The organism is Qipengyuania pelagi (assembly GCF_009827295.1).
Lineage (GTDB): Bacteria > Pseudomonadota > Alphaproteobacteria > Sphingomonadales > Sphingomonadaceae > Qipengyuania > Qipengyuania pelagi.
Window position 1 is genome coordinate 577,360 of sequence record NZ_WTYD01000001.1, and the last position, 20,313, is coordinate 597,672.

Consider the following 20,313-nt stretch of genomic DNA (forward strand, 5'->3'; position numbering starts at 1 on the left):
CATGGCACGTTCCGTCTGGAAGGGTCCGTTCGTGGAACTCAGCCTTCTCAAGAAGGCCGAAACCGCGCAGGATGCGAGCAGCACCAAGCCGATCAAGACCTGGTCGCGGCGCAGCACGATCCTCCCCCAATTCGTCGGCCTGACGTTCAACGTCTACAATGGCCACAAGTTCATCCCGGTTTCCGTTTCGGAAGAAATGGTCGGCCACAAGCTCGGTGAATTCGCGCCCACGCGCACCTTCCCGGGCCACGCCGCCGACAAGAAGGGCAAGCGCTGATGAGCAAGCAGAAGGCACCCCGCCGCGTCGGTGAGAACGAGGCTCTGGCCGTCGGCACCACGATCCGTGGTTCGGCCCAGAAGCTGAACCTCGTCGCCGGTCTGATCCGCGGCAAGAAGGCCGAAGAGGCCCTCAACATCCTCGCTTTCTCCAAGAAGGCGATGGCGCGCGACGCCAGCAAGGTGCTCGCATCCGCGATCGCCAATGCGGAAAACAATCACGATCTGGATGTCGACGCTCTGGTCGTTGCGGAAGCTTCGGTCGGCAAGTCGATCACCATGAAGCGGTTCCACACGCGCGGCCGCGGCAAGTCCACGCGCATCCTCAAGCCGTTCAGCCGGCTGCGGATCGTGGTTCGCGAGCAGGAAGAGGCGTAACATGGGTCACAAGAGCAATCCGATCGGTCTGCGCCTGCAGATCAACCGCACCTGGGACAGCCGCTGGTACGCCGAAGGGCGCGACTATGCCAAGCTGCTCAGCGAGGACATCGAGATCCGCAAGCACATCGTCAGCTCGCTGCCCCAGGCCGCGATTTCGAAGGTGGTGATCGAGCGTCCGGCCAAGCTGTGCCGCATCTCGATCTATGCCGCGCGTCCCGGCGTCATCATCGGCAAGAAGGGCGCGGACATCGAGAAGCTGCGCTCCAAGCTCGCCACGATGACCGACAGCGAAGTGAAGCTGAACATCGTCGAAATCCGCAAGCCGGAAGTCGATGCCAAGCTCGTCGCCCAGGGCATTGCCGACCAGCTGATCCGCCGCGTGGCGTTCCGCCGGGCGATGAAGCGTGCGATCCAGTCCGCCATGCGTCTGGGTGCCGAAGGCATCAAGATCGTGTGCGGCGGCCGTCTCGGCGGCGCGGAAATCGCGCGTGTCGAACAGTATCGCGAAGGCCGCGTGCCGCTTCACACGCTGCGCGCCAACATCGACTATGCCGAAGCCGAGGCGCTGACCGCCTATGGCATCATCGGCATCAAGGTGTGGGTCTTCAAGGGCGAGATCCTCGGCCACGATCCGACCGCGCATGACCGTCTGATGATGGAATCGCAGACCTCGGGCGTGCGCCCCGCGCGCTGATTGCAGGACATAGGAAAGCACCATGCTGCAACCGAAGAAAACCAAGTACCGCAAGGCGTTTAAGGGCCGTATCCACGGCAACGCCAAGGGCGGCACCGCGCTCAATTTCGGGTCCTACGGCCTGAAGGCGCTGGAGCCCGAGCGGATCACCGCGCGCCAGATCGAAGCGGCTCGCCGCGCGATCACGCGCCACATCAAGCGTCAGGGCCGTCTCTGGATCCGCGTGTTCCCGGACGTGCCGGTTTCGAAGAAGCCTGCCGAAGTCCGTCAGGGTAAGGGCAAGGGCTCGATCGAATACTGGGCCGCCCGCGTGAAGCCGGGTCGCATCCTGTTCGAACTCGACGGTGTCGCGGGTCCGCTCGCCGCCGAAGCGTTCGAGCGTGCCGCGATGAAGCTGCCCGTCAAGACCAAGGTCGTTGCCCGCCTCGGCGACACCTCGCACCTGGGAGGCGAATGATGAGCAAGACAGAAGACCTCCGCCAGAAGTCGGACGATCAGCTCGCCGAAGAGCTGACCTCGCTCAAGCGCGAGCAGTTCAACCTGCGCTTCCAGGCCGCGACCAACCAGCTGGAAAAGCCGGCTCGCATCCGCGAAGTGCGCCGCTCGATCGCCACGATCAAGACGTTGCAGGGTGAACGCACCCGCGCAGCGGCTGCCAAGGCTTAAGGAACAGATTATGCCAAAGCGTATCCTGATCGGCACGGTGACCTCGGACAAGACCGACAAGACCGTGACCGTGCTCGTCGAGCGCAAGGTGAAGCACCCGCTTTACGGGAAGATCATCCGCCGTTCGAAGAAGTATCACGCCCATGACGAGCAGAACGAGTACACGCTCGGCGACGTCGTGCGTATCGAAGAAACCAAGCCGATCTCGAAGACCAAGACCTGGCAGGTCAAGGACCGGGTGACGGCGGGCGGCACGCAGGCTGTCGAGGCTGACCTCGAAGTCGAAGCCGCAGGAAACTGACGTAATCGGAACTGCCGGGCACCTGTCCCGGCAAGCCAAGAGAAGGAACCGGATCGATGATCCAGATGCAATCCAATCTCGACGTCGCGGACAATAGCGGCGCCAAGCGCGTCCAGTGCATCAAGGTACTGGGCGGCTCGAAGCGCCGCACCGCGAGTGTCGGGGACGTGATCGTGGTTTCCGTGAAGGAAGCCCAGCCGCGCGCCAAGGTGAAGAAGGGCGACGTCCATCGCGCGGTGATCGTCCGCACCAAGAAGGACGTTCGCCGTCCCGATGGTAGCGTGATCCGCTTCGACAGCAATGCCGCCGTGCTCGTGAACAAGAGCGAAGAGCCGATCGGCACCCGTATCTTCGGCCCGGTGGTGCGCGAACTGCGCGGCCGCGGCTTCATGAAGATCATCTCGCTCGCTCCGGAGGTGCTGTAATGGCCGCCGCCAAGATCAAGAAGGGTGACACCGTCGTCGTCCTGTCCGGCAAGGACAAGGGCCAGACGGGCACGGTCGAGAAGGTCATGCCCAAGGACGGCAAGATCGTCGTCGAAGGCGTGAACGTCGCCACCCGTCACCGCAAGCCGAACCAGCAGAACCCGCAAGGTGGCATCGACCGTTTCCCGGCCCCGATGCACATCTCGAAGGTCGCGCTGGCCGATCCGAAGGACGGCAAGCCCACCCGCGTCCGTTTCGAAGAGAAGGACGGCAAAAAGGTGCGCGTCGCCGTGAAGTCCGGGGAGACCATCGATGGCTGATAACTACACGCCGCGCTTCAAGAAGAAGTACGAGGACGAGGTCGTCAAAGCGATGACCGAGAAGTTCGGTTACAAGAACCGTCTTGAAGTCCCCCGGATCGAGAAGGTCACGCTCAACATGGGCGTGGGCGAGGCGAGCCAGGACAAGAAGAAGGTCCAGACCGCCGCCGAGGAAATGGCCCTGATCGCCGGTCAGAAGCCGGTCATCACCAAGGCCAAGAAGTCGATCGCCCAGTTCAAGCTGCGCGAAGGCATGCCGATCGGTGCGAAGGTTACTCTGCGCCGCGACCGCATGTACGAATTCATGGACCGCCTGGTCACCATCGCCATGCCCCGCATCCGCGACTTTCGCGGCCTCAACCCGAAGAGCTTCGACGGGCGCGGCAATTACGCGATGGGCATGAAGGAACAGATCGTGTTCCCCGAGATCAGCTACGACCGGATCGAAAAGGTCCGTGGCATGGATATCATCGTGACCACCACGGCGAAGACCGACGATGAGGCGCGCGAGCTGCTGCGTCTGTTCGGTTTCCCGTTCCCGGCCCCCGAAGGCCAGGAAGCGTCACAAGAGAAGGAAGCGGCGTGAGCCGCTAAGAGAGGAACTTAAGTCCAATGGCGAAACTGAGTTCGATCAATAAGAACGAGAAGCGCAAGAAGCTCGTCAAGCAGTATGCTGCGAAGTACGAGAAGCTGAAGGCGATCGCGGACGACAAGTCGGCCGACGAGAGCGATCGGCTGATGGCGCGCCTGAAGATGGCGGAACTGCCGCGCAATGCGAACCCCACGCGCGTGCGCAACCGCTGCTCCACCACCGGCCGCCCGCGCGGCTATTACCGCAAGTTCGGCATCAACCGCATCGAGCTGCGGGATCTTGGCAATAAAGGCCTGATCCCCGGCCTGACCAAGTCGAGCTGGTGAGGATCTAGACCATGGCATTGACCGATCCCCTGGGTGATATGCTCACCCGTATCCGCAACGGCCAGCAGGCGAAGAAGGACAGCGTCCTCTCGCCCGCCAGCAAGCTGCGCGCGAACGTCCTGGAAGTGCTCCAGCGCGAAGGCTACATCCGTGGCTACAGCGAAGACGACAGCGGCAAGCACAAGGCGCTGCGGATCGAACTGAAGTATTTCGAGGGCGAGCCTGCGATCAAGCACGTCGCCCGCGTCTCCAAGCCGGGCCGCCGCGTCTATTCGGGGTCGAAGGACCTTCCGAACGTGCGCAACGGCCTTGGCATCACCATCGTCTCGACCCCGCGCGGCGTGCTTTCGGACAACGAAGCGCGTAGCGAGAATGTCGGCGGCGAAGTGCTGGCGGAGGTGTTCTGATGAGCCGCATCGGTAAACGTCCGGTGGCGATCCCCAGCGGGGTCACTGCCAATATCGACGGCAAGACGCTGTCGGTGAAGGGCCCCAAGGGCACTCTCACCATGGGTCTTTCCGACCTCATCGACTACAAGGTCGAGGACGAGGGCATCTCGGTCCAGCCCGCGAACGATACGCAGAAGGCGCGCGCTTTCTGGGGTATGCAGCGCACGATGGTTTCGAACCTGGTCGAAGGCGTCACGGAAGGCTTTTCCAAGACGCTGCAGATCTCGGGTGTCGGCTATCGCGCCTCGACGCAGGGCAGCAAGCTCAAGCTTCAGCTCGGCTATTCGCATGACGTCGATCTCGACGTTCCCGAAGGTCTGGATGTGAAGACGCCCGACCAGACGACGATCATCGTCTCGGGCATCGACAAGCAGAAGGTCGGCCAGTTCGCCGCAGAAATCCGCCGCTGGCGCAAGCCCGAACCCTACAAGGGCAAGGGTATCAAGTACCAGGGCGAGTATATCTTCCGCAAGGAAGGGAAGAAGAAGTAAGATGGCCAAGCTTTCCCTCTTCGAACGCCGTCGCCGCCGTGTCCGCACGGCGCTCCGCAACCGTGCGGGCGGCAAGCCGCGTCTTTCGGTGCACCGCACCGGCAAGCACATCTACGCGCAGATCATCGACGATGCCGCCGGCAAGACCGTCGCCGCAGCCTCCACGCTGGGCGCCTCGGGTTCGGGTGCCAATGTCGATGCCGCGCAGAAGGTCGGCAAGGACATCGCCGCCGCCGCCAAGAAGGCCGGCGTGACCACCGTCGTGTTCGACCGCGGTGGCTTCCTGTTCCATGGCCGCGTCAAGGCGCTGGCCGATGCCGCCCGTGAAGGCGGGCTGGAGTTCTGATTATGGCCGACGAGAACAAGACCCCCGAAGACAATGCGGCTCCCGCCGTGGCGGACACGCCCGAAGTCGCGAAGGCCAAGGCTGACGCCGGTGTCGCGACTGCGGAAACCGAACACGCCGTGACCAACGAGCAGCCCGCCGTGGCCGATACGCCGTCCGAAGCTGCCGACAACCAGTCGCCCGCTCAGGGCGCCGAAGGCCAGCCGCGTCAGCGTGGTGGCCGTGGCGGCGGCGATCGCGGCGGACGTGATGGTGGTGGCCGTGGTCGTGGTCGTGGTCGCGACGATCGTCGCGGCGGACGACGCGAGGAAGAAGACGACGGCATCATTGAGAAGCTCGTCCACATCAACCGCGTCTCCAAGACCGTGAAGGGCGGCAAGCGCTTCGGTTTCGCAGCGCTGGTCGTGGTCGGTGACGGCTCGGGCCGCGTCGGTTTCGGCAAGGGCAAGGCCCGCGAAGTGCCGGAAGCGATCAGCAAGGCGACCGCCGCTGCGCGCAAGCACATGATCCGCGTTCCGTTGAAGGACGGCCGCACCCTCCACCATGACGGCAATGGCCGTTTCGGTGCAGGTAAGGTGACCGTGCGTACGGCTCCGGCAGGTACCGGCATCATCGCCGGTGGTCCGATGCGCGCCGTGTTCGAAAGCCTTGGCGTCGCCGACGTGGTGACCAAGTCGGTCGGCACGTCCAATCCCTACAACATGATCCGTGCGACCTTCGATGCGCTGCAGGACCAGACGTCGCCGAAATCGGTGGCGCAGCGTCGCGGCAAGAAGATCGCCGACCTCCTCGGTCGCGGTGGATCGAACGAGGCCGAGGCGCAAGCCGACGCCGCGGCTCTTGTGGAGTAATCGAGATGGCTGACAAAAAAACCATCACCATCAAGCAGATCGGTTCGCCGCTGCGTCGGCCCGAGAGCCAGCGCAAGATCCTGATCGGCCTGGGCCTCAACAAGATGCACAAGACCGTGACCCGCCAGGACACCCCCGAGGTGCGCGGCGCGATCGCCAAGGTCCCGCATCTGGTCGCTATCGTCGACTGAGATACGCGACCTTCCTTGAAGGTGGCACAAATTAGAAAGGCCGGGCAGCGTGGTACGCTGTCCGGCCCTTTTTAGTTTTGCGGCTGTGGCGAAGATAGGGCGGTCGGGTCGCCCCGGCACAAGCCATAGACCGTCACCGTATGGCCCCACCGATCCTTCATGCTGGCCATGGGGCGGCAGTTTCTCGTGATATAGGCGCGAACGAGCCGGTCCGTCTGTCGATTGGTATGGGGGAAGGTGCGATCGACGACCACGCCCGGCCTTGCGGCAAGAAGGCGCCTAACCTCCGGCAGCGTGGGGATATGGCTCACGTCGCGCTCTTCCGCCTGATAAAGATGGTTGGGGAAGGCGAGCGGGGTCGGGAAGGGTGAGCCCGTCATCGTGTAGAGCAAGGGCGGGCCATCGAAGACGAGAAGGTCGCCGCCGCCCACCTTGCCGCGATTTACGCCATCCACCAGCCGCTCCATCCCGGCCCGCACCCTTTGGGTCTGGGGATTGTCGACATAAATGTAGAAAAGCAGCGGCGGGATGGCTGTGCTCGCCAGCAGGATCCAGCCTCGGGCCCGAAGATGGGTGGCCGCTGGCGCCAGGACGCATAACGGTGCGATCAGCGGCAGGGCATAATGGAGGTAGAACGAGGGCAGGGCGAAGAACCCGACCAGCGCTGCGAGCATCCAGCCGACCAAGAGGCTTCGCGCCGCTCGCGGGAGAAAGAAGCAGCCGACGATCGCGCTGGCCAGCAAGGGGGCGAGCATTCCGGCAATGACTTCGAGCCGCAATCCGGCGCCCGCTTCCTCGGCAGGCTTGCGCAGATTCGAAAGGACCATGGCGGTCCAATATTCGTCCCAATACCCATGCAGGAAATACCAGATCGCGAAAGCCGCCGAGGGAAGCAAAGCGAGCAGGGCCCAGACCATGATGCGCCGGATCGTGATCGAATGCGGCATTCTCGCGCGGATTTGCGTCGCGGCGGCGAAGAGGCCGAAAAACGCCGCTTCGAACACCGCACTTGTCTTGATGGCGACCGCCAGGCCCGCACACAGCATCGCGATCCCGATTCGCAGCGCGGTCCCGCGCTCTTCCATCCGCGACAGGCTCGCGAGCAGGAGCAGGGCGGCAAGAGCCACGAACAGATTGTAGAATACCGCGCTCTGCCCGCCATACCCGTTGAAGGCGTAGATCGAGAAGATGTAGGTCGCGCCGCCAAAACCCGCGGCGGGGGCTCCGCAAATATGCCTCGCAGCGCGATAGATGACGAAGGCGGTCGCTCCGGCGAATATGGCTGCGACGATCTGGTAGGTGACGAATTGGTCCGAGATCGCGGCGATGCCCGCAAAGAGCAGGAAATGGCCCGGCGGCTTGCGATCCCATATGTCGACGAAGGGGATGGCGCCGTGCAGCATCTCGACGCCTGCGGCGAAATAAAAGGTTTCGTCGACATAGAGATCGGGATGCCCGAAAGTCGCGGCCCGGCTCAGAAACGCTAGCAGGAGAAATCCCGCCAGCGCGATCCCGCCGCGATACCAGCGGCCCGGCTGTTTCGGCGTCGTGAAGGAAGGGATCGGGATGGCCATCTCTACCGCATGTCCGCCTGCATCGTTTCTCGCGCCGTGTGAAACCCGCCGCGTCATGCGGCAGAATCATTGGGGTCGACAACCGGCGGCAAAACTCCTATCGGCCCCCCTTTCCAACAGCGCGCACCCCTTTAGGGGGCCTAGAAAGCGAAAGCGAGTGCACTATGAAACTGAATGATATCCGCGACAATCCCGGCGCCCGTAAAGAGCGTATGCGCGTGGGCCGTGGCATCGGCTCGGGCAAGGGCAAGACCGGCGGACGTGGCCAGAAGGGCCAGAAGAGCCGTTCGGGCGTCGCCATCAAGGGCTTCGAAGGCGGCCAGATGCCGCTTCACATGCGCCTGCCGAAGCGCGGCTTCAACAATCCGTTCGGCAAGGATTTCGCCGAAGTGAACCTCGGCATGGTCCAGAAGTTCATCGATGCGGGCAAGCTCGACGCCAAGGCGACGCTCGACCACGAAACGCTGAAGGCCGCTGGCCTTGCCCGTGGCGGCAAGGATGGCGTGCGCCTCCTCGGCAAGGGCGAGCTGACCGCGAAGGTCGCGTTCAAGGTCGCCGGTGCGTCGAAGGGCGCGATCGAAGCGGTCGAGAAGGCCGGCGGTTCGGTCGAGGTGATCGCTGCCAAGCAGCCGGAGCACGAGAAGAAAGCCGCTCGCACCGAAGCGAACAAGGCCAAGAAGGCCAAGTAAGCGGGAAAATCACGGGGTGGGGGTTCGACATCGTGCGAACCCCTCCCTATCTACCCCTCCATCGCCGGGAGGGGCCGGCACCAAGCTAGGATCGACATTTCGACATGGCATCACGCGCCGATAATATCGCGAGCAATCTGAGCCTCGCCAATTTCTCCAAGGCCACCGAACTGCGCCAGCGTATCTGGTTCACGATCGGGGCCCTGATCGTCTTCCGTTTCCTGAGCTTCGTGCCGCTGCCGGGTGTCAATCCGCTGGTGCTGCAATCGCTCGCCGATACGGCGCGCGGCGGCATCCTCGACATGTTCAACATGTTCACCGGCGGCAGCCTCGAACGCATGAGCCTGATCGCATTGGGCGTGATGCCCTACATCACCGCCTCGATCGTGATCCAGCTCGCCGCGGCCCTCCACCCCTCGCTCGCCGCCCTCAAGAAGGAAGGCACGACCGGACGGCAGAAGCTGAACCAATATACCCGCTACGGCACGGTGCTGCTGTGCACGGTGCAGGGCTGGTTCCTCGCCGCGGGTCTCGAAAGCTACGGCGCGCAGAGCGGTATCCAGGCGGTGGTCGATCCCGGCTACATGTTCCGCATCGGTGCGGTCATCAGCCTTGTCGGGGGCACCATGTTCCTGTTGTGGCTGGGTGAGCAGATCACCAGCCGCGGCATCGGCAACGGTGTGTCGCTCATCATCATGGCGGGCATCGTCGCCCAGTTCCCGAGCTTTGCGGGCAATCTGTTCGAAGGCGGTCGCACGGGCTCGATCTCGCCCGGCATCATCATCGGCTTCATCGCCATGATCGTGATCCTGATCCTCGTCATCAGCTTCGTGGAGCGGGCGCAGCGGCGCCTGCTGATCCAGTATCCCAAGCGCGCCACGCAGCGCGGGATGATGCAGGCCGATCGCAGCCACCTGCCGCTGAAGCTCAACACCGCAGGCGTGATCCCGCCGATCTTCGCCAGCTCGCTGCTGCTGCTTCCGCTCACGATCACGCAGTTCGCGGGCAATTCGCTCGATACGAACAGCACGACCGGGGCGTGGTTGCAGACCCTGCTGCAATATCTCCAGCATGGCCAGCCGATCTACATGACGCTCTATGCGGCGGGGATCGTCTTCTTCTGCTTCTTCTACACCGCGGTGGTCTTCAACCCCGAGGAAACGGCGGAGAACCTGAAGAAGAATGGCGGGTTCATCCCCGGCATCCGTCCGGGCAAGCGGACCGAGGAATATCTCGATTACGTGCTGACGCGCATCACCGTGGTCGGAGCGATCTATCTCGCGCTGGTCTGCGTCATCCCCGAATACATGATCGCGCAGACGGGCATTCCGCTGTTCCTTGGCGGGACCAGCCTGCTGATCGTCGTGAACGTCACGGTCGACACGATCAGCCAGATCCAGTCGCACCTGCTGGCCCACCAGTATGGCGATCTGATCAAGAAGGCCAAGTTGAAAGGCCGGATGCGCTAGGCTACGTGCCCGAATAGAAGGATTCGGGCAGAGGGAATTTTCGAACGATGGACATCATCCTTCTTGGCCCTCCGGGTGCGGGCAAGGGCACCCAGGCTCATCGTCTGGTCGAGCATCACGGTATGCGCCAGCTTTCGACCGGGGACATGCTGCGCGGCGCCGTCAGCGCGGGCACGCCGGTGGGCATCAAGGCCAAGGCGATCATGGATCGCGGCGAGCTCGTGTCCGACGATATCGTCAGCGAGCTGATCGATGCCGAACTCGCCGCGATGGGCAGCGAGACCGGCGCGATCTTCGACGGGTATCCCCGCACCGAAGCGCAGGCCCGGATGCTCGACGAAATCCTCGAACGGCACGGCCGCAAGCTCGACCATGTCATCGAACTGGGCGTGAACGAGGAGGCGCTTGTCGAGCGCATTACGGGCCGCTTCACCTGCGCCAAGTGCGGCGAAGGCTATCACGACGTCTTCAAACAGCCCGAGACGGAAGGCGTGTGCGACAAGTGCGGCAGCACCGAGTTCAAGCGCCGCCCCGACGATAACGAAGAGACCGTGCGCCACCGGATGCAGGTCTATCGCTCCGAGACCGCGCCGATCCTGCCCGGCTACGAAAAGCGCGGGATCGTCAGCCGGATCGACGGGATGGCCAGCATTGCGGACGTGACTCACGCGATCGATTCGATCCTGGCCTAGCTATCCGCCTTTCCTCCATCGCTCCGCCGGGTTAAAGCGGTGGGACCGAGGGGGAGGGAACGCGATGCGACATATCACAGCTTTCGCCGCATTGGCCGCGACGCTTCTGGCGTCCGCCGGACCGCTGAACGCCGAGGTCGTCTCGACCACACCGACAGGGTTCGTCACGCGCGACACCGCGCAGATCGCGGCGCCTCCGATGGCGGTATGGCTCGCGCTGACGAAGCCCGCCGACTGGTGGAACGACGAGCACACCTGGTCGGGCGATGCCGCCAACCTCACCCTGACGCCCCAGGCGGGCGGCTGTTTCTGCGAGACGATCCCCGGCGGCGATGCGAGCAACGCATCGGCGATGGATGGCAGCGCGCTTCATGCGACGGTGGTGCAGGCCTTCCCGCTCAAGGTCCTGCGCCTGCGCGGAGGGCTGGGGCCACTCCAAGGCGAACCGGCTGAGGGCGTCCTGACGATCACGCTCAAGGAAATCCCCGGCGGCACCCGCGTGTTGTGGGAGTATAATGTCGGCGGCCCCATGCGGTTCGAGATTCCCGTGATTTCCGCCGCCGTGGATCAGGTGATGAGCCAGCAGCTCGCCGGATTGCGCAGCCGTCTTGGCGCGCTGCCCGGCACTTCGGCTCCGGCTGTATCGGACCCCGAACCGGTGGTGGATGACCCGGCGGACGAGGCCGAGCCCTCCGCCTTCGACGAGCAGTTCGGCGATCTCGACATGGAAGAATAGACTCCTTGGCGGGCTGATCGTCGGATCGAAGGGAACGATGCATTGGCGGCATAGGTTAATTCCGCGAAACCGGAGGGCCTATCGATGCCGCAGACTGACCAGCGCGATACCGCGCCGGACTTCGACAAACTCATGGACGAGCTGCGCGAGCGCAACCCAGGGCAGGACGAATTCGTCCAGGCCGTGGGCGAAGTGGCGCGCGACGTGTTCGACTGGATCGCCGACAAGCCCGAATATACCGACGCCCAGATCCTGCGCCGCCTGACCGAGCCAGACCGGATCGTCAGCTTCCGCGTATGCTGGGAAGACGACGATCATCGTATTCGCGTCGAACGCGGTTGGCGGGTGCAGAACAACAACGCCATCGGTCCCTACAAGGGCGGGCTACGCTTCCACCCGAGCGTGACCGAAAGCGTCCTCAAATTCCTCGCTTTCGAACAGACCTTCAAGAATGCGCTCACCGGCCTGCCGCTGGGCGGAGGTAAGGGCGGATCGAGCTTCGACCCCAAAGGCAAGTCCGATGCCGAGATCATGCGCTTCTGCCAGAGCTTCATGACCGAACTCTATCGCCATATCGGGCCGCACACCGATGTGCCCGCAGGCGATATCGGCGTCGGCAGTCGCGAGATCGGATACCTGTTCGGCCAGTACAAACGGATCGTGAACCGCTGGGAAGGCGCGATCACGGGCAAGGGGTTGGGATGGGGCGGGTCGGAACTGCGCCCCGAGGCGACCGGGTTCGGCGCGGTCTACTTCCTGCGCCGGATGCTCGACCATGCGGGCGACTCGCTGGAGGGCAAGTCGGTCGTCCTGTCGGGGGCCGGCAATGTCGCGCTCCACGCAGCGCAGAAGCTGATCGAAAGCGGAGCGAAGGTGCTGACCCTGTCGGATTCGGACGGGTTCATTCATGACGCCGACGGAATCGATCAGGGCAAGCTCGACTGGATCAAGGCGCTGAAGCAGGAGCGGCGCGGGCGGATCAAGGAATATGTCGAGGAATATCCCGATGCCGAATACCATGGCGACGGGGCGCAACCCTGGGATGTCGATTGCGACATCGCGATGCCCTGCGCCACGCAGAACGAGATCGACGAGGACGATGCGAAAGCGCTGATCGATCACGATGTCCTCGCCGTGGTGGAGGGCGCGAATATGCCGACCACCCATGCGGCCGCGCGCGCCATCCGCGATGCGGGCATCCTCTTCGCCCCGGCCAAGGCGGCGAATGCGGGCGGGGTGGCGGTGTCGGGCCTGGAAATGAGCCAGAACGCCGAACGCGTGAGCTGGAACCACGAGAAGCTCGATAACCAGCTGACCGACCTGATGGCCGAAATCCACGACAAATGCGTCGAGCATGGCGCGGATAAGGACGGCAAAGTCGATTACGCGCGCGGCGCCAATATCGCGGGCTTCGAAAAGGTCGCGGGCGCGATGCTGGCTTTCGGGGTGGTGTGACGGACCGCGAGGCGCGTTTTGACCTGCGACGCGCGGTACGCTATAGAAGGGCACGAACAGGCGTCCGCGCCGCCCCTATGGCGGCTGCGCAATGGCGCGCGACGCTGGCTGTTGACGCCGCGGGCGAATCGTCCTAAGCGCGCGGTTCATTCGACAATCACGGATATGTCCGGCACGCGGTTGCCCTCTTCCATGGCGCTGCAACCGGACTTTTGGCTTTTGTGCCATCCGCCGTCTCGAATGAATTGAGCGATGAGATAGGGTTGGCCTCCGCCGTAAGTCCCTGTGGAGCATGGAGAAGTAAGTGGCTCGTATTGCCGGGGTGAATATCCCCACCAACAAGCGCGTGATCATCGCGCTCACCTATATCCACGGTATCGGCCGGACCACGGCCGTCGAGATCGCCGACAAGCTCGGCATCGACCATTCGCGCCGCGTGCAGGACCTCACCGATGAGGAAGTGCTGCGCATCCGCGAAACGATCGACGAAGATCACCGGGTCGAGGGCGACCTTCGCCGCGAAACCGCGATGAACATCAAGCGCCTGATGGATCTGCGTTCCTATCGCGGCCTGCGTCATCGTGCGGGTCTGCCCGTGCGCGGCCAGCGCACCCACACCAACGCCCGCACCCGCAAGGGCAAGGCCAAGCCGATCGCCGGCAAGAAGAAGTAAGCGTCGGGTTCCCCGATACGCTTTTCCCTTCTTGAGATTGAGATAAGGATACCAAGACCATGGCACGCGAACCCGGCCGGATCAGGCGGCGCGACAAGAAGAATATCACGAGCGGCGTCGCGCACATCAACGCCAGCTTCAACAACACGATGATCACCATCACCGACGCTCAGGGCAATGCGATCAGCTGGTCCAGCGCGGGGATGATGGGCTTCAAGGGCAGCCGCAAGTCGACGCCCTATGCCGCCCAGGTCGCCGCCGACGATGCCGGCAAGAAGGCCGCCGAACACGGCGTCCGCACGCTGGAAGTCGAAGTGAAGGGCCCGGGTTCGGGCCGCGAGAGCGCGCTGCGCGGTCTCGCCGCGGTGGGCTTCACGATCACCTCGATCCGCGACGTGACGCCGATCCCGCACAATGGCGTGCGGCCTTCCAAGCGCCGCCGCGTCTGATCCGTGCCTGCCTGGCGGCCCTGTTGCGATAGGGCCGCCGACACCATCTTCACGGACCGGACGCTCTCAGCCCAGAGCGCCGGTCCCGTCCGTATTCGAACCAGGGGATATCCATGTCCGTCAACAACAAGAACTGGCAGGAACTGAAAAAACCCAACACCCTCGAGATCAAGGAAGGCGGCGACAAGAAGCGCAAGGCCACCTTCGTTGCCGAACCGCTGGAACGCGGCTTCGGCCTGACGCTCGGCAACGCGCTGCGCCGCGTGCTGCTCTCCTCGCTTCAGGGCGCGGCGATCACCTCGATCAAGATCGAGAACGTGCTGCATGAATTCTCCTCGCTCGCCGGCGTGCGCGAGGATGTCACCGACATCGTCCTCAACGTGAAGCAGATCGCGCTGAAGATGGAAGGCGAGGGCCTCAAGCGCCTCCAGCTTTCCGCCACCGGTCCGGGCGAGGTCAAGGCGGGCGACATCGCCGTTTCGGGCGATATCGAGGTGATGAACAAGGACCTGGTCCTGTGCCATCTCGACGAAGGCGCGACGCTGAACATGGAACTGACCGCGGATGTCGGTAAGGGCTATTCGCCCGCCGTCGCCAACCGTCCGGCCGATGCGCCGATCGGTCTGATCCCGGTCGACAGCCTGTATTCGCCGGTCCGCCAGGTGAGCTACAAGGTCGAGAATGCCCGCGTCGGGCAGGAGCTCGATTATGACAAGCTGTCGCTGACCGTCGAAACCGATGGCACCGTGACCCCGGAAGACGCCGTGGCCTATGCCGCGCGCATCCTCCAGGACCAGCTCACCCTGTTCGTCCACTTCGAGGAAGGCATTCCGCAGCCGTCTTCGGCGATGATCGGTCAGGCCGCCGAGCCGCAGGAAAGCGACACCAACCAGCTCAACCGCTACCTTCTCAAGAAGGTGGACGAGCTGGAATTGTCGGTCCGTTCGGCCAACTGCCTCAAGAACGACAACATCATCTATATCGGCGACCTGGTCCAGAAGACCGAGGCCGAGATGCTGCGCACGCCGAACTTCGGCCGCAAGTCCTTGAACGAAATCAAGGAAGTGCTGTCCAGCATGGGTCTGCGCCTCGGCATGGACATCCCCGGATGGCCGCCGGAAAACATCGAGGAAATGGCCAAGAAGCTCGAACAGGAACTTCTGGGCTGAACGGGTTCCGGCGGCGCACCCTGAGCGTCGCCAGCTATGGGCTACCTAGAACGGGCCCCTAACGAACGAAGGAATGAATTATGCGTCACGGTATTCGCCAGCGTAAGCTCGGTCGCAAGTCGGGCCACCGCACCGCCATGTTCCGCAATATGTCGGCCGCGCTGATCAAGCACGAGCAGATCATGACCACCGCCCCCAAGGCGAAGGAGCTGCGCCCCTATATCGAAAAGCTGATCACGCTCGCCAAGCGCGGTGGACTGTCCAACCGTCGTCTCGCCATGAGCCGCCTTGGCGACGAGACGCAGCTGAAGAAGCTGTTCGACGTTCTGGCCGAGCGCTATGCTGATCGTGACGGGGGCTATACCCGCGTCATCAAGGCCGGCTATCGCGGCAGCGACGCGGCGCAGATGGCCGTGATCGAATTCGTCGACCGCGATGTCGACGCCAAGGGCCAGGACAGCGGCCCCGTCATGAACGACGAGGAAGAATACGAAGACGCCTAAGCGATTTCGTAGTCCAGGATTTCGAGGGCCGGAGGGGAAACCTTCCGGCCCTTTTCCGTATGGGCCGACCCTGCGATCAGGGAGATGGCGATTGAACGGTTTCCCGTTCGCCCTACATTACCTCTACGCAATTCGACGCAGAGGATTCCCATCATGAACCGCATCACTGCCGCCGCGCTTGCCGGTGCCGCGCTCGTCGCCCTTTCGACCGCACCCGTTTCGGCGCAGACCGTGTCGGATTATCCCGAAACGCGCGCGACCGACACCAGCGAGACGATTTTCGGCCAGCAGATCGCCGATCCCTATCGCTGGCTTGAAAACGATGTGCGCAGCGATGCCGAGGTGGCGAACTGGGTGGAGGCGCAGAATGTCGTCACCGATGCCTATCTCGAACAGCTTCCGGGTACCGAGTGGTTCAAGGAAGAACTCGCCAAGCTGATCGATTACGAACGCTTCGGCATCCCGACCAAGGCGGGTGATCGCTATTTCTACAGTTACAATTCCGGGCTGATGAACCAGTCGCAATATTTCGTGCGCGACGGGTGGAGCGGCGAGGGCCGTCTGCTGATCGATCCGAACACCTGGTCGGCGGACAATGCCACCGCGCTCGCCGACACCGCCCCGTCGAAATCGGGCGATTATCTGGCCTATGCGATCCAGGACGGCGGCAGCGACTGGCGCACGATCAAGGTGCTTGACGTCGCGACCGGCGAAGAGATGAGCGACGAGATCCGCTGGGCGAAATTCACGGGCATTTCCTGGCTCGGCGATGAAGGCTTCTTCTATTCGCGCTTCCCCGAGACCGAGGAGGGGCAGGATTTCCAGTCCCTTAATTACAACCAAAAAGTCTATTTCCACCGCCTCGGCACGCCGCAGAGCGAGGACCAGCTGGTCTATGAAACCCCGCAATTCAAGGAGCAGGGCCATGGCCTCGGCGTGACCGATGACGGGCGCTGGGCCTTTATTTCCAGCTCGACCGGCACCGACAATCGCAACGAATTGCGCGTGATCGATCTCGAAAACCGCGCGGATGGTAGCTGGCAGACGCGCGATATCGTGACCGGTTTCGAGAACGAGTGGAGCCCGATCGCCTCAACCGGCGACACGGTCTATTTCATGACCAACAAGGATGCGCCGCGCTATCGCATCGTGCGCGCCGATTTGACGCAGCCGACCCTGGAATGGGAGGAAGTGGTCCCGCAGGGCGACAATCCCATCTCCGGCGCCTCCATCATCGGCGACAGGCTGGTGGTCGAATTCATGCAGGATGCGAGCAGCCGCGCGGTCTATTACGATCTCGACGGCAATCGCACCGGCGAACTCGATCTTCCCGGCATCGGGTCGATCGCGGGCTTCGGCGGGGAGCCGGGCGACAGCGAGACCTTCTACAGCTTCACCAGCTTCAACCAGCCGGGCGCGATCTATCGCCTCGATGTCGACACTGGGGAAACGCAGGTCTTCGCCGAACCCGAAGTCGCCTTTTCGCCCGACGATTACCGGGTGGAACAGGTGTTCTATTCCTCGAAGGACGGGACGCGCGTGCCGATGTTCATCGTGCGCGGCAAGGATTCGACCGGCCCCGCGCCGACGCTGCTCTATGGCTATGGCGGATTCAACATCTCGCTGACGCCGAGCTTCGCTGCCACGCGCCTCGCCTGGCTGAAGGCGGGCGGCACTTTCGCGCTCGCCAATATCCGCGGCGGGGGCGAATATGGCAAGGAATGGCACGATGCGGGCCGCTTGAACAACAAGCAGAACGTGTTCGACGATTTCATCGCGGCGGGCGAGTATCTGAAGGCGGAAGGCTATACCACGCCCGAAGGCCTCGCGATCCAGGGCGGCTCGAATGGCGGCCTGCTGGTCGGCGCGGTGACCAATCAGCGGCCCGACCTGGTCGATGCCGCCAATGCGGCGGTCGGCGTAATGGATATGTTGCGCTTCGATCGCTGGACGGCGGGCCGCTATTGGGTGGACGATTACGGCTATCCCGACCGCGAGGCCGATTTCGCCGTGCTGCGCGCCTATTCGCCCTATCACAACATCCGTTCGGGCGTGGACTATCCCGCGATGCTGGTGACGACCGCCGACACGGATGACCGCGTGGTGCCGGGGCACAGCTTCAAATACACGGCCGCCTTGCAGGCTGCCGATGCGGGCGACGAACCGCATCTGATCCGCATCGAAACGCGTGCGGGCCACGGGTCGGGTAAGCCGACCGACAAGGTGATCGACGAATATGGCGATATCCTCGCCTTCCTCGCCTACCACACGGGTCTGAAAGTGCCGCCGGCGGAGTAACGACCGGAAGGGGAGGATGATTGCCATCCTCCCCATCGGCGTTCAGAAAACAGCCTGCTATAATGAACGATGGCTGACGGCAGAATTCAGGCTCGTCTCACTGCCGATCTCCTAAAAGGTGTGTGAAGCCGAGGCAGACCCGCAGCGGCCGAGCATGAGGAGCTCCCGATGCAGACGATCACCAAAGGCCTGATGGCCACCGCCGCAGCCGGCGCCATGGCGCTGACCGCCACACCCGCCGCCGCCCAGTATCGCGATCGCGACCGGGGGATCGATGCGGGTGACGTGATCGCGGGCGCTCTGATCATCGGCGGGATCGCCGCTGTCGCTTCTGCGGCCAAGAACGACCGCTACGACGATCGCTATCGCACGCGCGGCTACGGCTACGATTACGATCGCCAGTACGACAACCGCTACGACCGCCGCTACAATCGCGGTTACGACAACAGCCAGCGCGCGGTCCAGCTCTGCGCCGCTGCCGTCCAGCGTGACGTGCGCCGTTACGGGTATCGCTATGCCGACGTGACCCAGATCCGTGATGTCGATCGCGAACGCTATGGATACGAGGTCAAGGGGCGTTTGGTCGTCGAGGGCCAGCGTGGCTATGATCGCTACGATCGCCGGGGCTATCGCCGGGCGGACGAAGGCAAGTTCACCTGCGACGTGTCGCGCGGCCGGGTGGTCGATATCGACTATAGCGGCATTCGCGGCCTTCGTTGAGGAAAGCCGAGTTGAGTTAACGCGTCGGGCGGTTCAGGCTGTATCCAGTCTGGGCCGCCCAGACCTTTTGCATTATTGACAAGGTCGCGTCGGGGTGGGGCGCGCCGGTGGGGTGACTGTATATGACGAAACGATCGAGAGTAGCGAGCCTTGTTGCGGTCACCGCCGCCCTTTCGCTCGGCGTACCGGCAGGCGCGGCGGATCTGCCTGCTCCGATGCAGTCGAACCCGGTCGCGACAGGCTCGGCCTGGTCGCCGGATTCGGAGACCACCGCCTATTACGGGCGCTATTACGATCCCTACCGCTATCGCCATCGCCGCAACCGCCTCGATGCGGGCGATGTCATCACCGGGGTGTTGATCCTCGGTGGGATCGCGGCGGTTGCCGACGCGGTCAAGAATTCGAACCGTGACGAACGGTATCGGGATCGCGACTACCGGGACAGCGACTATCGGGATCGCGATTATCGAGATCGGCGCGGTGAGCCCTATCGCGACAGCAATGCCACCGGCCTCGACCGTGCGGCGTCGCTGTGCGTCGCCGCCATCGAACGCGATGCGCGGGTGGAGACAGTCGACAGCGTCGATCGCAATGCCGCAGGCTGGACGGTGGTGGGCCGCCTGTTCGACGGGCAGGGCTTCACCTGTGCCATCGGGCAGGACGGGCGGATCGACACGATAGATTACGGAAACGGAGCGGCTCCCTACGGCACCGCCTATGACGGACGGGCGTTTTCGGGTGAAGACAACCAATTGCCCGCCGACCGCTATCGCGCCGCGCGCGCCGATATCGAAGCGCGGGGCGGATATGCAGTCGTGGCGGACACTGCGCCCGTTCTGCAAGGCTCGCCGAACGCCGGACCTCCGCCGGATGGCCCCGTTCCGGCCTATCCCGGCGGGCCTCTGCCGGGCGATACCGACTACTAGGCCCGAGGACGGCTAGGTGCGCTCGCTGTCGCGATCGCGATAGGCGGGCAGGGCCAATTGCCACTGGATCGCAGCCGCGCGCAGGGCGTATCCCGCCACGCTTGCGCTGATCCAAACCGGAACGCGCGGCAGATCGAGTATCTCCCCGATCACCGCCAGCGCCGCCGACAGGGCCGCCGCCGTCACGTAGAGTTCGGGCCGCATCAGGATCGACGGGCGGCCCGCGATCACGTCGCGGATGATCCCGCCGACGGTTCCGGTCACCACGCCCATCAGGACGGCGGGGATCGGCGGGATGCCGTAGCTGAGCGCCTTCGCCGCACCGAGCACCGCATAGGCGGTCAGGCCCAGCCCGTCCGCGAGATCGAGCAGGCGACCTTCCCACCACCGCGTCGGCGTGAACCAGGTCAGGAGTGCAGTCGCGAGGCACGCCGCGGCGACCCAGGGGTCCGTGATCCAGAAGACCGGCGCCCCGATCAGCAGATCGCGCACGGTCCCGCCGCCGACGCCAGTGACGAGCGCGAAGAAGGCCATGGTGACGAAGGTCTGCTTCTCCTTCGCGGCGACCAGCGCGCCTGTCAGCGCGAAGATCGCGACACCGGCGATATCCAGCCAGTCGAGCAGCGGGGTGAGGACGATCTCGTTCATGGT

Annotated in this window: 29 protein-coding genes; 27 read left to right on the forward strand and 2 right to left on the reverse strand. The window is 63.7% G+C overall.

Annotated elements, in window-relative coordinates; translation table 11 throughout:
* Position 1: 1 nt before the first annotated feature.
* Genes rpsS through rpmD form a run of 15 tightly spaced genes read left to right on the forward strand, consistent with a single transcriptional unit; the run spans position 2 to position 6,309 of the window.
* Positions 2-277, forward strand: coding sequence for a 30S ribosomal protein S19 (gene rpsS / locus GRI47_RS02960; RefSeq protein ID WP_160659878.1), 276 nt, complete (start codon positions 2-4; stop codon positions 275-277).
* Complete coding sequence (gene rplV / locus GRI47_RS02965) at positions 277-654, forward strand: 50S ribosomal protein L22 (protein ID WP_067681480.1); 378 nt, start codon at positions 277-279, stop codon at positions 652-654. Before rpsS ends, rplV begins: the two co-directional genes overlap by 1 nt.
* Position 655: 1 nt before the next feature.
* Entirely contained in the window at positions 656-1,351 is a 696-nt protein-coding gene (gene rpsC, locus GRI47_RS02970) for a 30S ribosomal protein S3 (protein ID WP_160659879.1), read from the forward strand.
* Positions 1,352-1,373: 22 nt separating this feature from the next.
* On the forward strand, positions 1,374-1,808 hold the full coding sequence (rplP, locus tag GRI47_RS02975; RefSeq protein WP_160659880.1) for a 50S ribosomal protein L16: 435 nt from the start codon (positions 1,374-1,376) through the stop codon (positions 1,806-1,808).
* Positions 1,808-2,017, forward strand: coding sequence for a 50S ribosomal protein L29 (gene rpmC / locus GRI47_RS02980; protein WP_202387264.1), 210 nt, complete (start codon positions 1,808-1,810; stop codon positions 2,015-2,017). Before rplP ends, rpmC begins: the two co-directional genes overlap by 1 nt.
* A gap of 10 nt (positions 2,018-2,027) precedes the next feature.
* A complete protein-coding gene (gene rpsQ, locus GRI47_RS02985; protein ID WP_067680197.1) occupies positions 2,028-2,318 on the forward strand; it encodes a 30S ribosomal protein S17 in 291 nt (96 codons plus the stop codon).
* A 56-nt stretch (positions 2,319-2,374) separates the two neighbouring features.
* The gene (rplN, locus tag GRI47_RS02990) at positions 2,375-2,743 is read left to right on the forward strand and encodes a 50S ribosomal protein L14 (RefSeq protein WP_067680194.1); all 369 of its coding nucleotides are present in this window, start codon (positions 2,375-2,377) and stop codon (positions 2,741-2,743) included.
* Entirely contained in the window at positions 2,743-3,063 is a 321-nt protein-coding gene (rplX, locus tag GRI47_RS02995) for a 50S ribosomal protein L24 (protein WP_160659882.1), read from the forward strand. Before rplN ends, rplX begins: the two co-directional genes overlap by 1 nt.
* Positions 3,056-3,649, forward strand: coding sequence for a 50S ribosomal protein L5 (rplE, locus tag GRI47_RS03000; RefSeq protein WP_160659883.1), 594 nt, complete (start codon positions 3,056-3,058; stop codon positions 3,647-3,649). The genes rplX and rplE overlap by 8 nt, the downstream gene beginning before the upstream one ends.
* A 26-nt stretch (positions 3,650-3,675) precedes the next feature.
* Positions 3,676-3,981, forward strand: coding sequence for a 30S ribosomal protein S14 (gene rpsN / locus GRI47_RS03005; RefSeq protein ID WP_067680186.1), 306 nt, complete (start codon positions 3,676-3,678; stop codon positions 3,979-3,981).
* Positions 3,982-3,992: 11 nt separating this feature from the next.
* Positions 3,993-4,388, forward strand: coding sequence for a 30S ribosomal protein S8 (gene rpsH / locus GRI47_RS03010; protein ID WP_160659884.1), 396 nt, complete (start codon positions 3,993-3,995; stop codon positions 4,386-4,388).
* Positions 4,388-4,921 carry a 50S ribosomal protein L6 gene (rplF, locus tag GRI47_RS03015; protein WP_160659885.1) on the forward strand — a complete coding sequence of 178 codons (534 nt, stop codon included), beginning with the start codon at positions 4,388-4,390 and terminating at the stop codon, positions 4,919-4,921. The genes rpsH and rplF overlap by 1 nt, the downstream gene beginning before the upstream one ends.
* Position 4,922: 1 nt before the next feature.
* Complete coding sequence (rplR, locus tag GRI47_RS03020; protein ID WP_160659886.1) at positions 4,923-5,267, forward strand: 50S ribosomal protein L18; 345 nt, start codon at positions 4,923-4,925, stop codon at positions 5,265-5,267.
* A complete protein-coding gene (rpsE, locus tag GRI47_RS03025) occupies positions 5,267-6,118 on the forward strand; it encodes a 30S ribosomal protein S5 (protein WP_337190682.1) in 852 nt (283 codons plus the stop codon). Before rplR ends, rpsE begins: the two co-directional genes overlap by 1 nt.
* A 5-nt stretch (positions 6,119-6,123) precedes the next feature.
* Positions 6,124-6,309, forward strand: coding sequence for a 50S ribosomal protein L30 (rpmD, locus tag GRI47_RS03030; protein WP_160659887.1), 186 nt, complete (start codon positions 6,124-6,126; stop codon positions 6,307-6,309).
* 71 nt (positions 6,310-6,380) lie between these two features.
* On the opposite strand, the gene GRI47_RS03035 is transcribed toward rpmD, so the two are convergent.
* Complete coding sequence (locus tag GRI47_RS03035; RefSeq protein ID WP_160659888.1) at positions 6,381-7,883, reverse strand: hypothetical protein; 1,503 nt, start codon at positions 7,881-7,883, stop codon at positions 6,381-6,383.
* A 164-nt stretch (positions 7,884-8,047) separates the two neighbouring features.
* On the opposite strand from GRI47_RS03035, the gene rplO reads away from it, so the two are divergent.
* From rplO to GRI47_RS03095, 12 genes are all read left to right on the forward strand, one after another.
* Entirely contained in the window at positions 8,048-8,572 is a 525-nt protein-coding gene (gene rplO / locus GRI47_RS03040; RefSeq protein ID WP_160659889.1) for a 50S ribosomal protein L15, read from the forward strand.
* A gap of 104 nt (positions 8,573-8,676) precedes the next feature.
* Positions 8,677-10,041: a preprotein translocase subunit SecY gene (secY, locus tag GRI47_RS03045; RefSeq protein WP_160659890.1), complete on the forward strand. Its 1,365-nt coding sequence runs from the start codon at positions 8,677-8,679 to the stop codon at positions 10,039-10,041.
* A gap of 47 nt (positions 10,042-10,088) precedes the next feature.
* Positions 10,089-10,733 carry an adenylate kinase gene (locus tag GRI47_RS03050; protein WP_160659891.1) on the forward strand — a complete coding sequence of 215 codons (645 nt, stop codon included), beginning with the start codon at positions 10,089-10,091 and terminating at the stop codon, positions 10,731-10,733.
* Between the two features lie 64 nt (positions 10,734-10,797).
* Entirely contained in the window at positions 10,798-11,469 is a 672-nt protein-coding gene (locus GRI47_RS03055) for an SRPBCC family protein (RefSeq protein WP_160659892.1), read from the forward strand.
* 84 nt (positions 11,470-11,553) lie between these two features.
* Positions 11,554-12,924, forward strand: a complete 1,371-nt coding sequence (gene gdhA, locus GRI47_RS03060; protein WP_237452602.1) for an NADP-specific glutamate dehydrogenase — start codon at positions 11,554-11,556, stop codon at positions 12,922-12,924.
* Positions 12,925-13,228: 304 nt separating this feature from the next.
* Positions 13,229-13,597 carry a 30S ribosomal protein S13 gene (rpsM, locus tag GRI47_RS03065; protein ID WP_160659893.1) on the forward strand — a complete coding sequence of 123 codons (369 nt, stop codon included), beginning with the start codon at positions 13,229-13,231 and terminating at the stop codon, positions 13,595-13,597.
* Positions 13,598-13,656: 59 nt separating this feature from the next.
* The gene (gene rpsK, locus GRI47_RS03070; RefSeq protein WP_067680150.1) at positions 13,657-14,046 is read left to right on the forward strand and encodes a 30S ribosomal protein S11; all 390 of its coding nucleotides are present in this window, start codon (positions 13,657-13,659) and stop codon (positions 14,044-14,046) included.
* A gap of 113 nt (positions 14,047-14,159) precedes the next feature.
* Positions 14,160-15,215 carry a DNA-directed RNA polymerase subunit alpha gene (locus GRI47_RS03075; RefSeq protein ID WP_160659894.1) on the forward strand — a complete coding sequence of 352 codons (1,056 nt, stop codon included), beginning with the start codon at positions 14,160-14,162 and terminating at the stop codon, positions 15,213-15,215.
* An 80-nt stretch (positions 15,216-15,295) separates the two neighbouring features.
* Positions 15,296-15,718 (forward strand): 50S ribosomal protein L17, encoded by a 423-nt coding sequence (gene rplQ / locus GRI47_RS03080; RefSeq protein WP_160659895.1) that lies wholly within the window; start codon positions 15,296-15,298, stop codon positions 15,716-15,718.
* Between the two features lie 153 nt (positions 15,719-15,871).
* Positions 15,872-18,016 (forward strand): prolyl oligopeptidase family serine peptidase, encoded by a 2,145-nt coding sequence (locus GRI47_RS03085; RefSeq protein ID WP_160659896.1) that lies wholly within the window; start codon positions 15,872-15,874, stop codon positions 18,014-18,016.
* 168 nt (positions 18,017-18,184) lie between these two features.
* Entirely contained in the window at positions 18,185-18,736 is a 552-nt protein-coding gene (locus GRI47_RS03090; protein WP_160659897.1) for a hypothetical protein, read from the forward strand.
* Between the two features lie 122 nt (positions 18,737-18,858).
* Positions 18,859-19,662 (forward strand): hypothetical protein, encoded by an 804-nt coding sequence (locus GRI47_RS03095; protein WP_160659898.1) that lies wholly within the window; start codon positions 18,859-18,861, stop codon positions 19,660-19,662.
* 12 nt (positions 19,663-19,674) lie between these two features.
* On the opposite strand, the gene GRI47_RS03100 is transcribed toward GRI47_RS03095, so the two are convergent.
* Positions 19,675-20,310: a trimeric intracellular cation channel family protein gene (locus GRI47_RS03100; RefSeq protein WP_160659899.1), complete on the reverse strand. Its 636-nt coding sequence runs from the start codon at positions 20,308-20,310 to the stop codon at positions 19,675-19,677.
* Positions 20,311-20,313 lie beyond the last annotated feature (3 nt).

Excerpts from the sequence above, each read along its gene's own strand:
- rplF (WP_160659885.1), top strand. The coding sequence starts at position 4,388 with ATGAGCCGCATCGGTAAACGTCCGGTGGCGATCCCCAGCGGGGTCACT.
- GRI47_RS03050 (WP_160659891.1), top strand. The coding sequence starts at position 10,089 with ATGGACATCATCCTTCTTGGCCCTCCGGGTGCGGGCAAGGGCACCCAG.
- GRI47_RS03090 (WP_160659897.1), top strand. The coding sequence starts at position 18,185 with ATGCAGACGATCACCAAAGGCCTGATGGCCACCGCCGCAGCCGGCGCC.
- rplR (WP_160659886.1), top strand. The coding sequence starts at position 4,923 with ATGGCCAAGCTTTCCCTCTTCGAACGCCGTCGCCGCCGTGTCCGCACG.
- GRI47_RS03075 (WP_160659894.1), top strand. The coding sequence starts at position 14,160 with ATGTCCGTCAACAACAAGAACTGGCAGGAACTGAAAAAACCCAACACC.
- rpsK (WP_067680150.1), top strand. The coding sequence starts at position 13,657 with ATGGCACGCGAACCCGGCCGGATCAGGCGGCGCGACAAGAAGAATATC.
- rplX (WP_160659882.1), top strand. The coding sequence starts at position 2,743 with ATGGCCGCCGCCAAGATCAAGAAGGGTGACACCGTCGTCGTCCTGTCC.
- rpsC (WP_160659879.1), top strand. The coding sequence starts at position 656 with ATGGGTCACAAGAGCAATCCGATCGGTCTGCGCCTGCAGATCAACCGC.
- rpsN (WP_067680186.1), top strand. The coding sequence starts at position 3,676 with ATGGCGAAACTGAGTTCGATCAATAAGAACGAGAAGCGCAAGAAGCTC.
- rpmD (WP_160659887.1), top strand. The coding sequence starts at position 6,124 with ATGGCTGACAAAAAAACCATCACCATCAAGCAGATCGGTTCGCCGCTG.
- rplQ (WP_160659895.1), top strand. The coding sequence starts at position 15,296 with ATGCGTCACGGTATTCGCCAGCGTAAGCTCGGTCGCAAGTCGGGCCAC.
- rpsQ (WP_067680197.1), top strand. The coding sequence starts at position 2,028 with ATGCCAAAGCGTATCCTGATCGGCACGGTGACCTCGGACAAGACCGAC.
- rplP (WP_160659880.1), top strand. The coding sequence starts at position 1,374 with ATGCTGCAACCGAAGAAAACCAAGTACCGCAAGGCGTTTAAGGGCCGT.
- secY (WP_160659890.1), top strand. The coding sequence starts at position 8,677 with ATGGCATCACGCGCCGATAATATCGCGAGCAATCTGAGCCTCGCCAAT.
- rplV (WP_067681480.1), top strand. The coding sequence starts at position 277 with ATGAGCAAGCAGAAGGCACCCCGCCGCGTCGGTGAGAACGAGGCTCTG.
- gdhA (WP_237452602.1), top strand. The coding sequence starts at position 11,554 with ATGCCGCAGACTGACCAGCGCGATACCGCGCCGGACTTCGACAAACTC.
- GRI47_RS03085 (WP_160659896.1), top strand. The coding sequence starts at position 15,872 with ATGAACCGCATCACTGCCGCCGCGCTTGCCGGTGCCGCGCTCGTCGCC.
- GRI47_RS03095 (WP_160659898.1), top strand. The coding sequence starts at position 18,859 with ATGACGAAACGATCGAGAGTAGCGAGCCTTGTTGCGGTCACCGCCGCC.
- rpsS (WP_160659878.1), top strand. The coding sequence starts at position 2 with ATGGCACGTTCCGTCTGGAAGGGTCCGTTCGTGGAACTCAGCCTTCTC.
- rplE (WP_160659883.1), top strand. The coding sequence starts at position 3,056 with ATGGCTGATAACTACACGCCGCGCTTCAAGAAGAAGTACGAGGACGAG.
- rplO (WP_160659889.1), top strand. The coding sequence starts at position 8,048 with ATGAAACTGAATGATATCCGCGACAATCCCGGCGCCCGTAAAGAGCGT.
- rpmC (WP_202387264.1), top strand. The coding sequence starts at position 1,808 with ATGAGCAAGACAGAAGACCTCCGCCAGAAGTCGGACGATCAGCTCGCC.
- rplN (WP_067680194.1), top strand. The coding sequence starts at position 2,375 with ATGATCCAGATGCAATCCAATCTCGACGTCGCGGACAATAGCGGCGCC.
- GRI47_RS03055 (WP_160659892.1), top strand. The coding sequence starts at position 10,798 with ATGCGACATATCACAGCTTTCGCCGCATTGGCCGCGACGCTTCTGGCG.
- GRI47_RS03035 (WP_160659888.1), bottom strand. The coding sequence starts at position 7,883 with ATGGCCATCCCGATCCCTTCCTTCACGACGCCGAAACAGCCGGGCCGC.
- GRI47_RS03100 (WP_160659899.1), bottom strand. The coding sequence starts at position 20,310 with ATGAACGAGATCGTCCTCACCCCGCTGCTCGACTGGCTGGATATCGCC.
- rpsH (WP_160659884.1), top strand. The coding sequence starts at position 3,993 with ATGGCATTGACCGATCCCCTGGGTGATATGCTCACCCGTATCCGCAAC.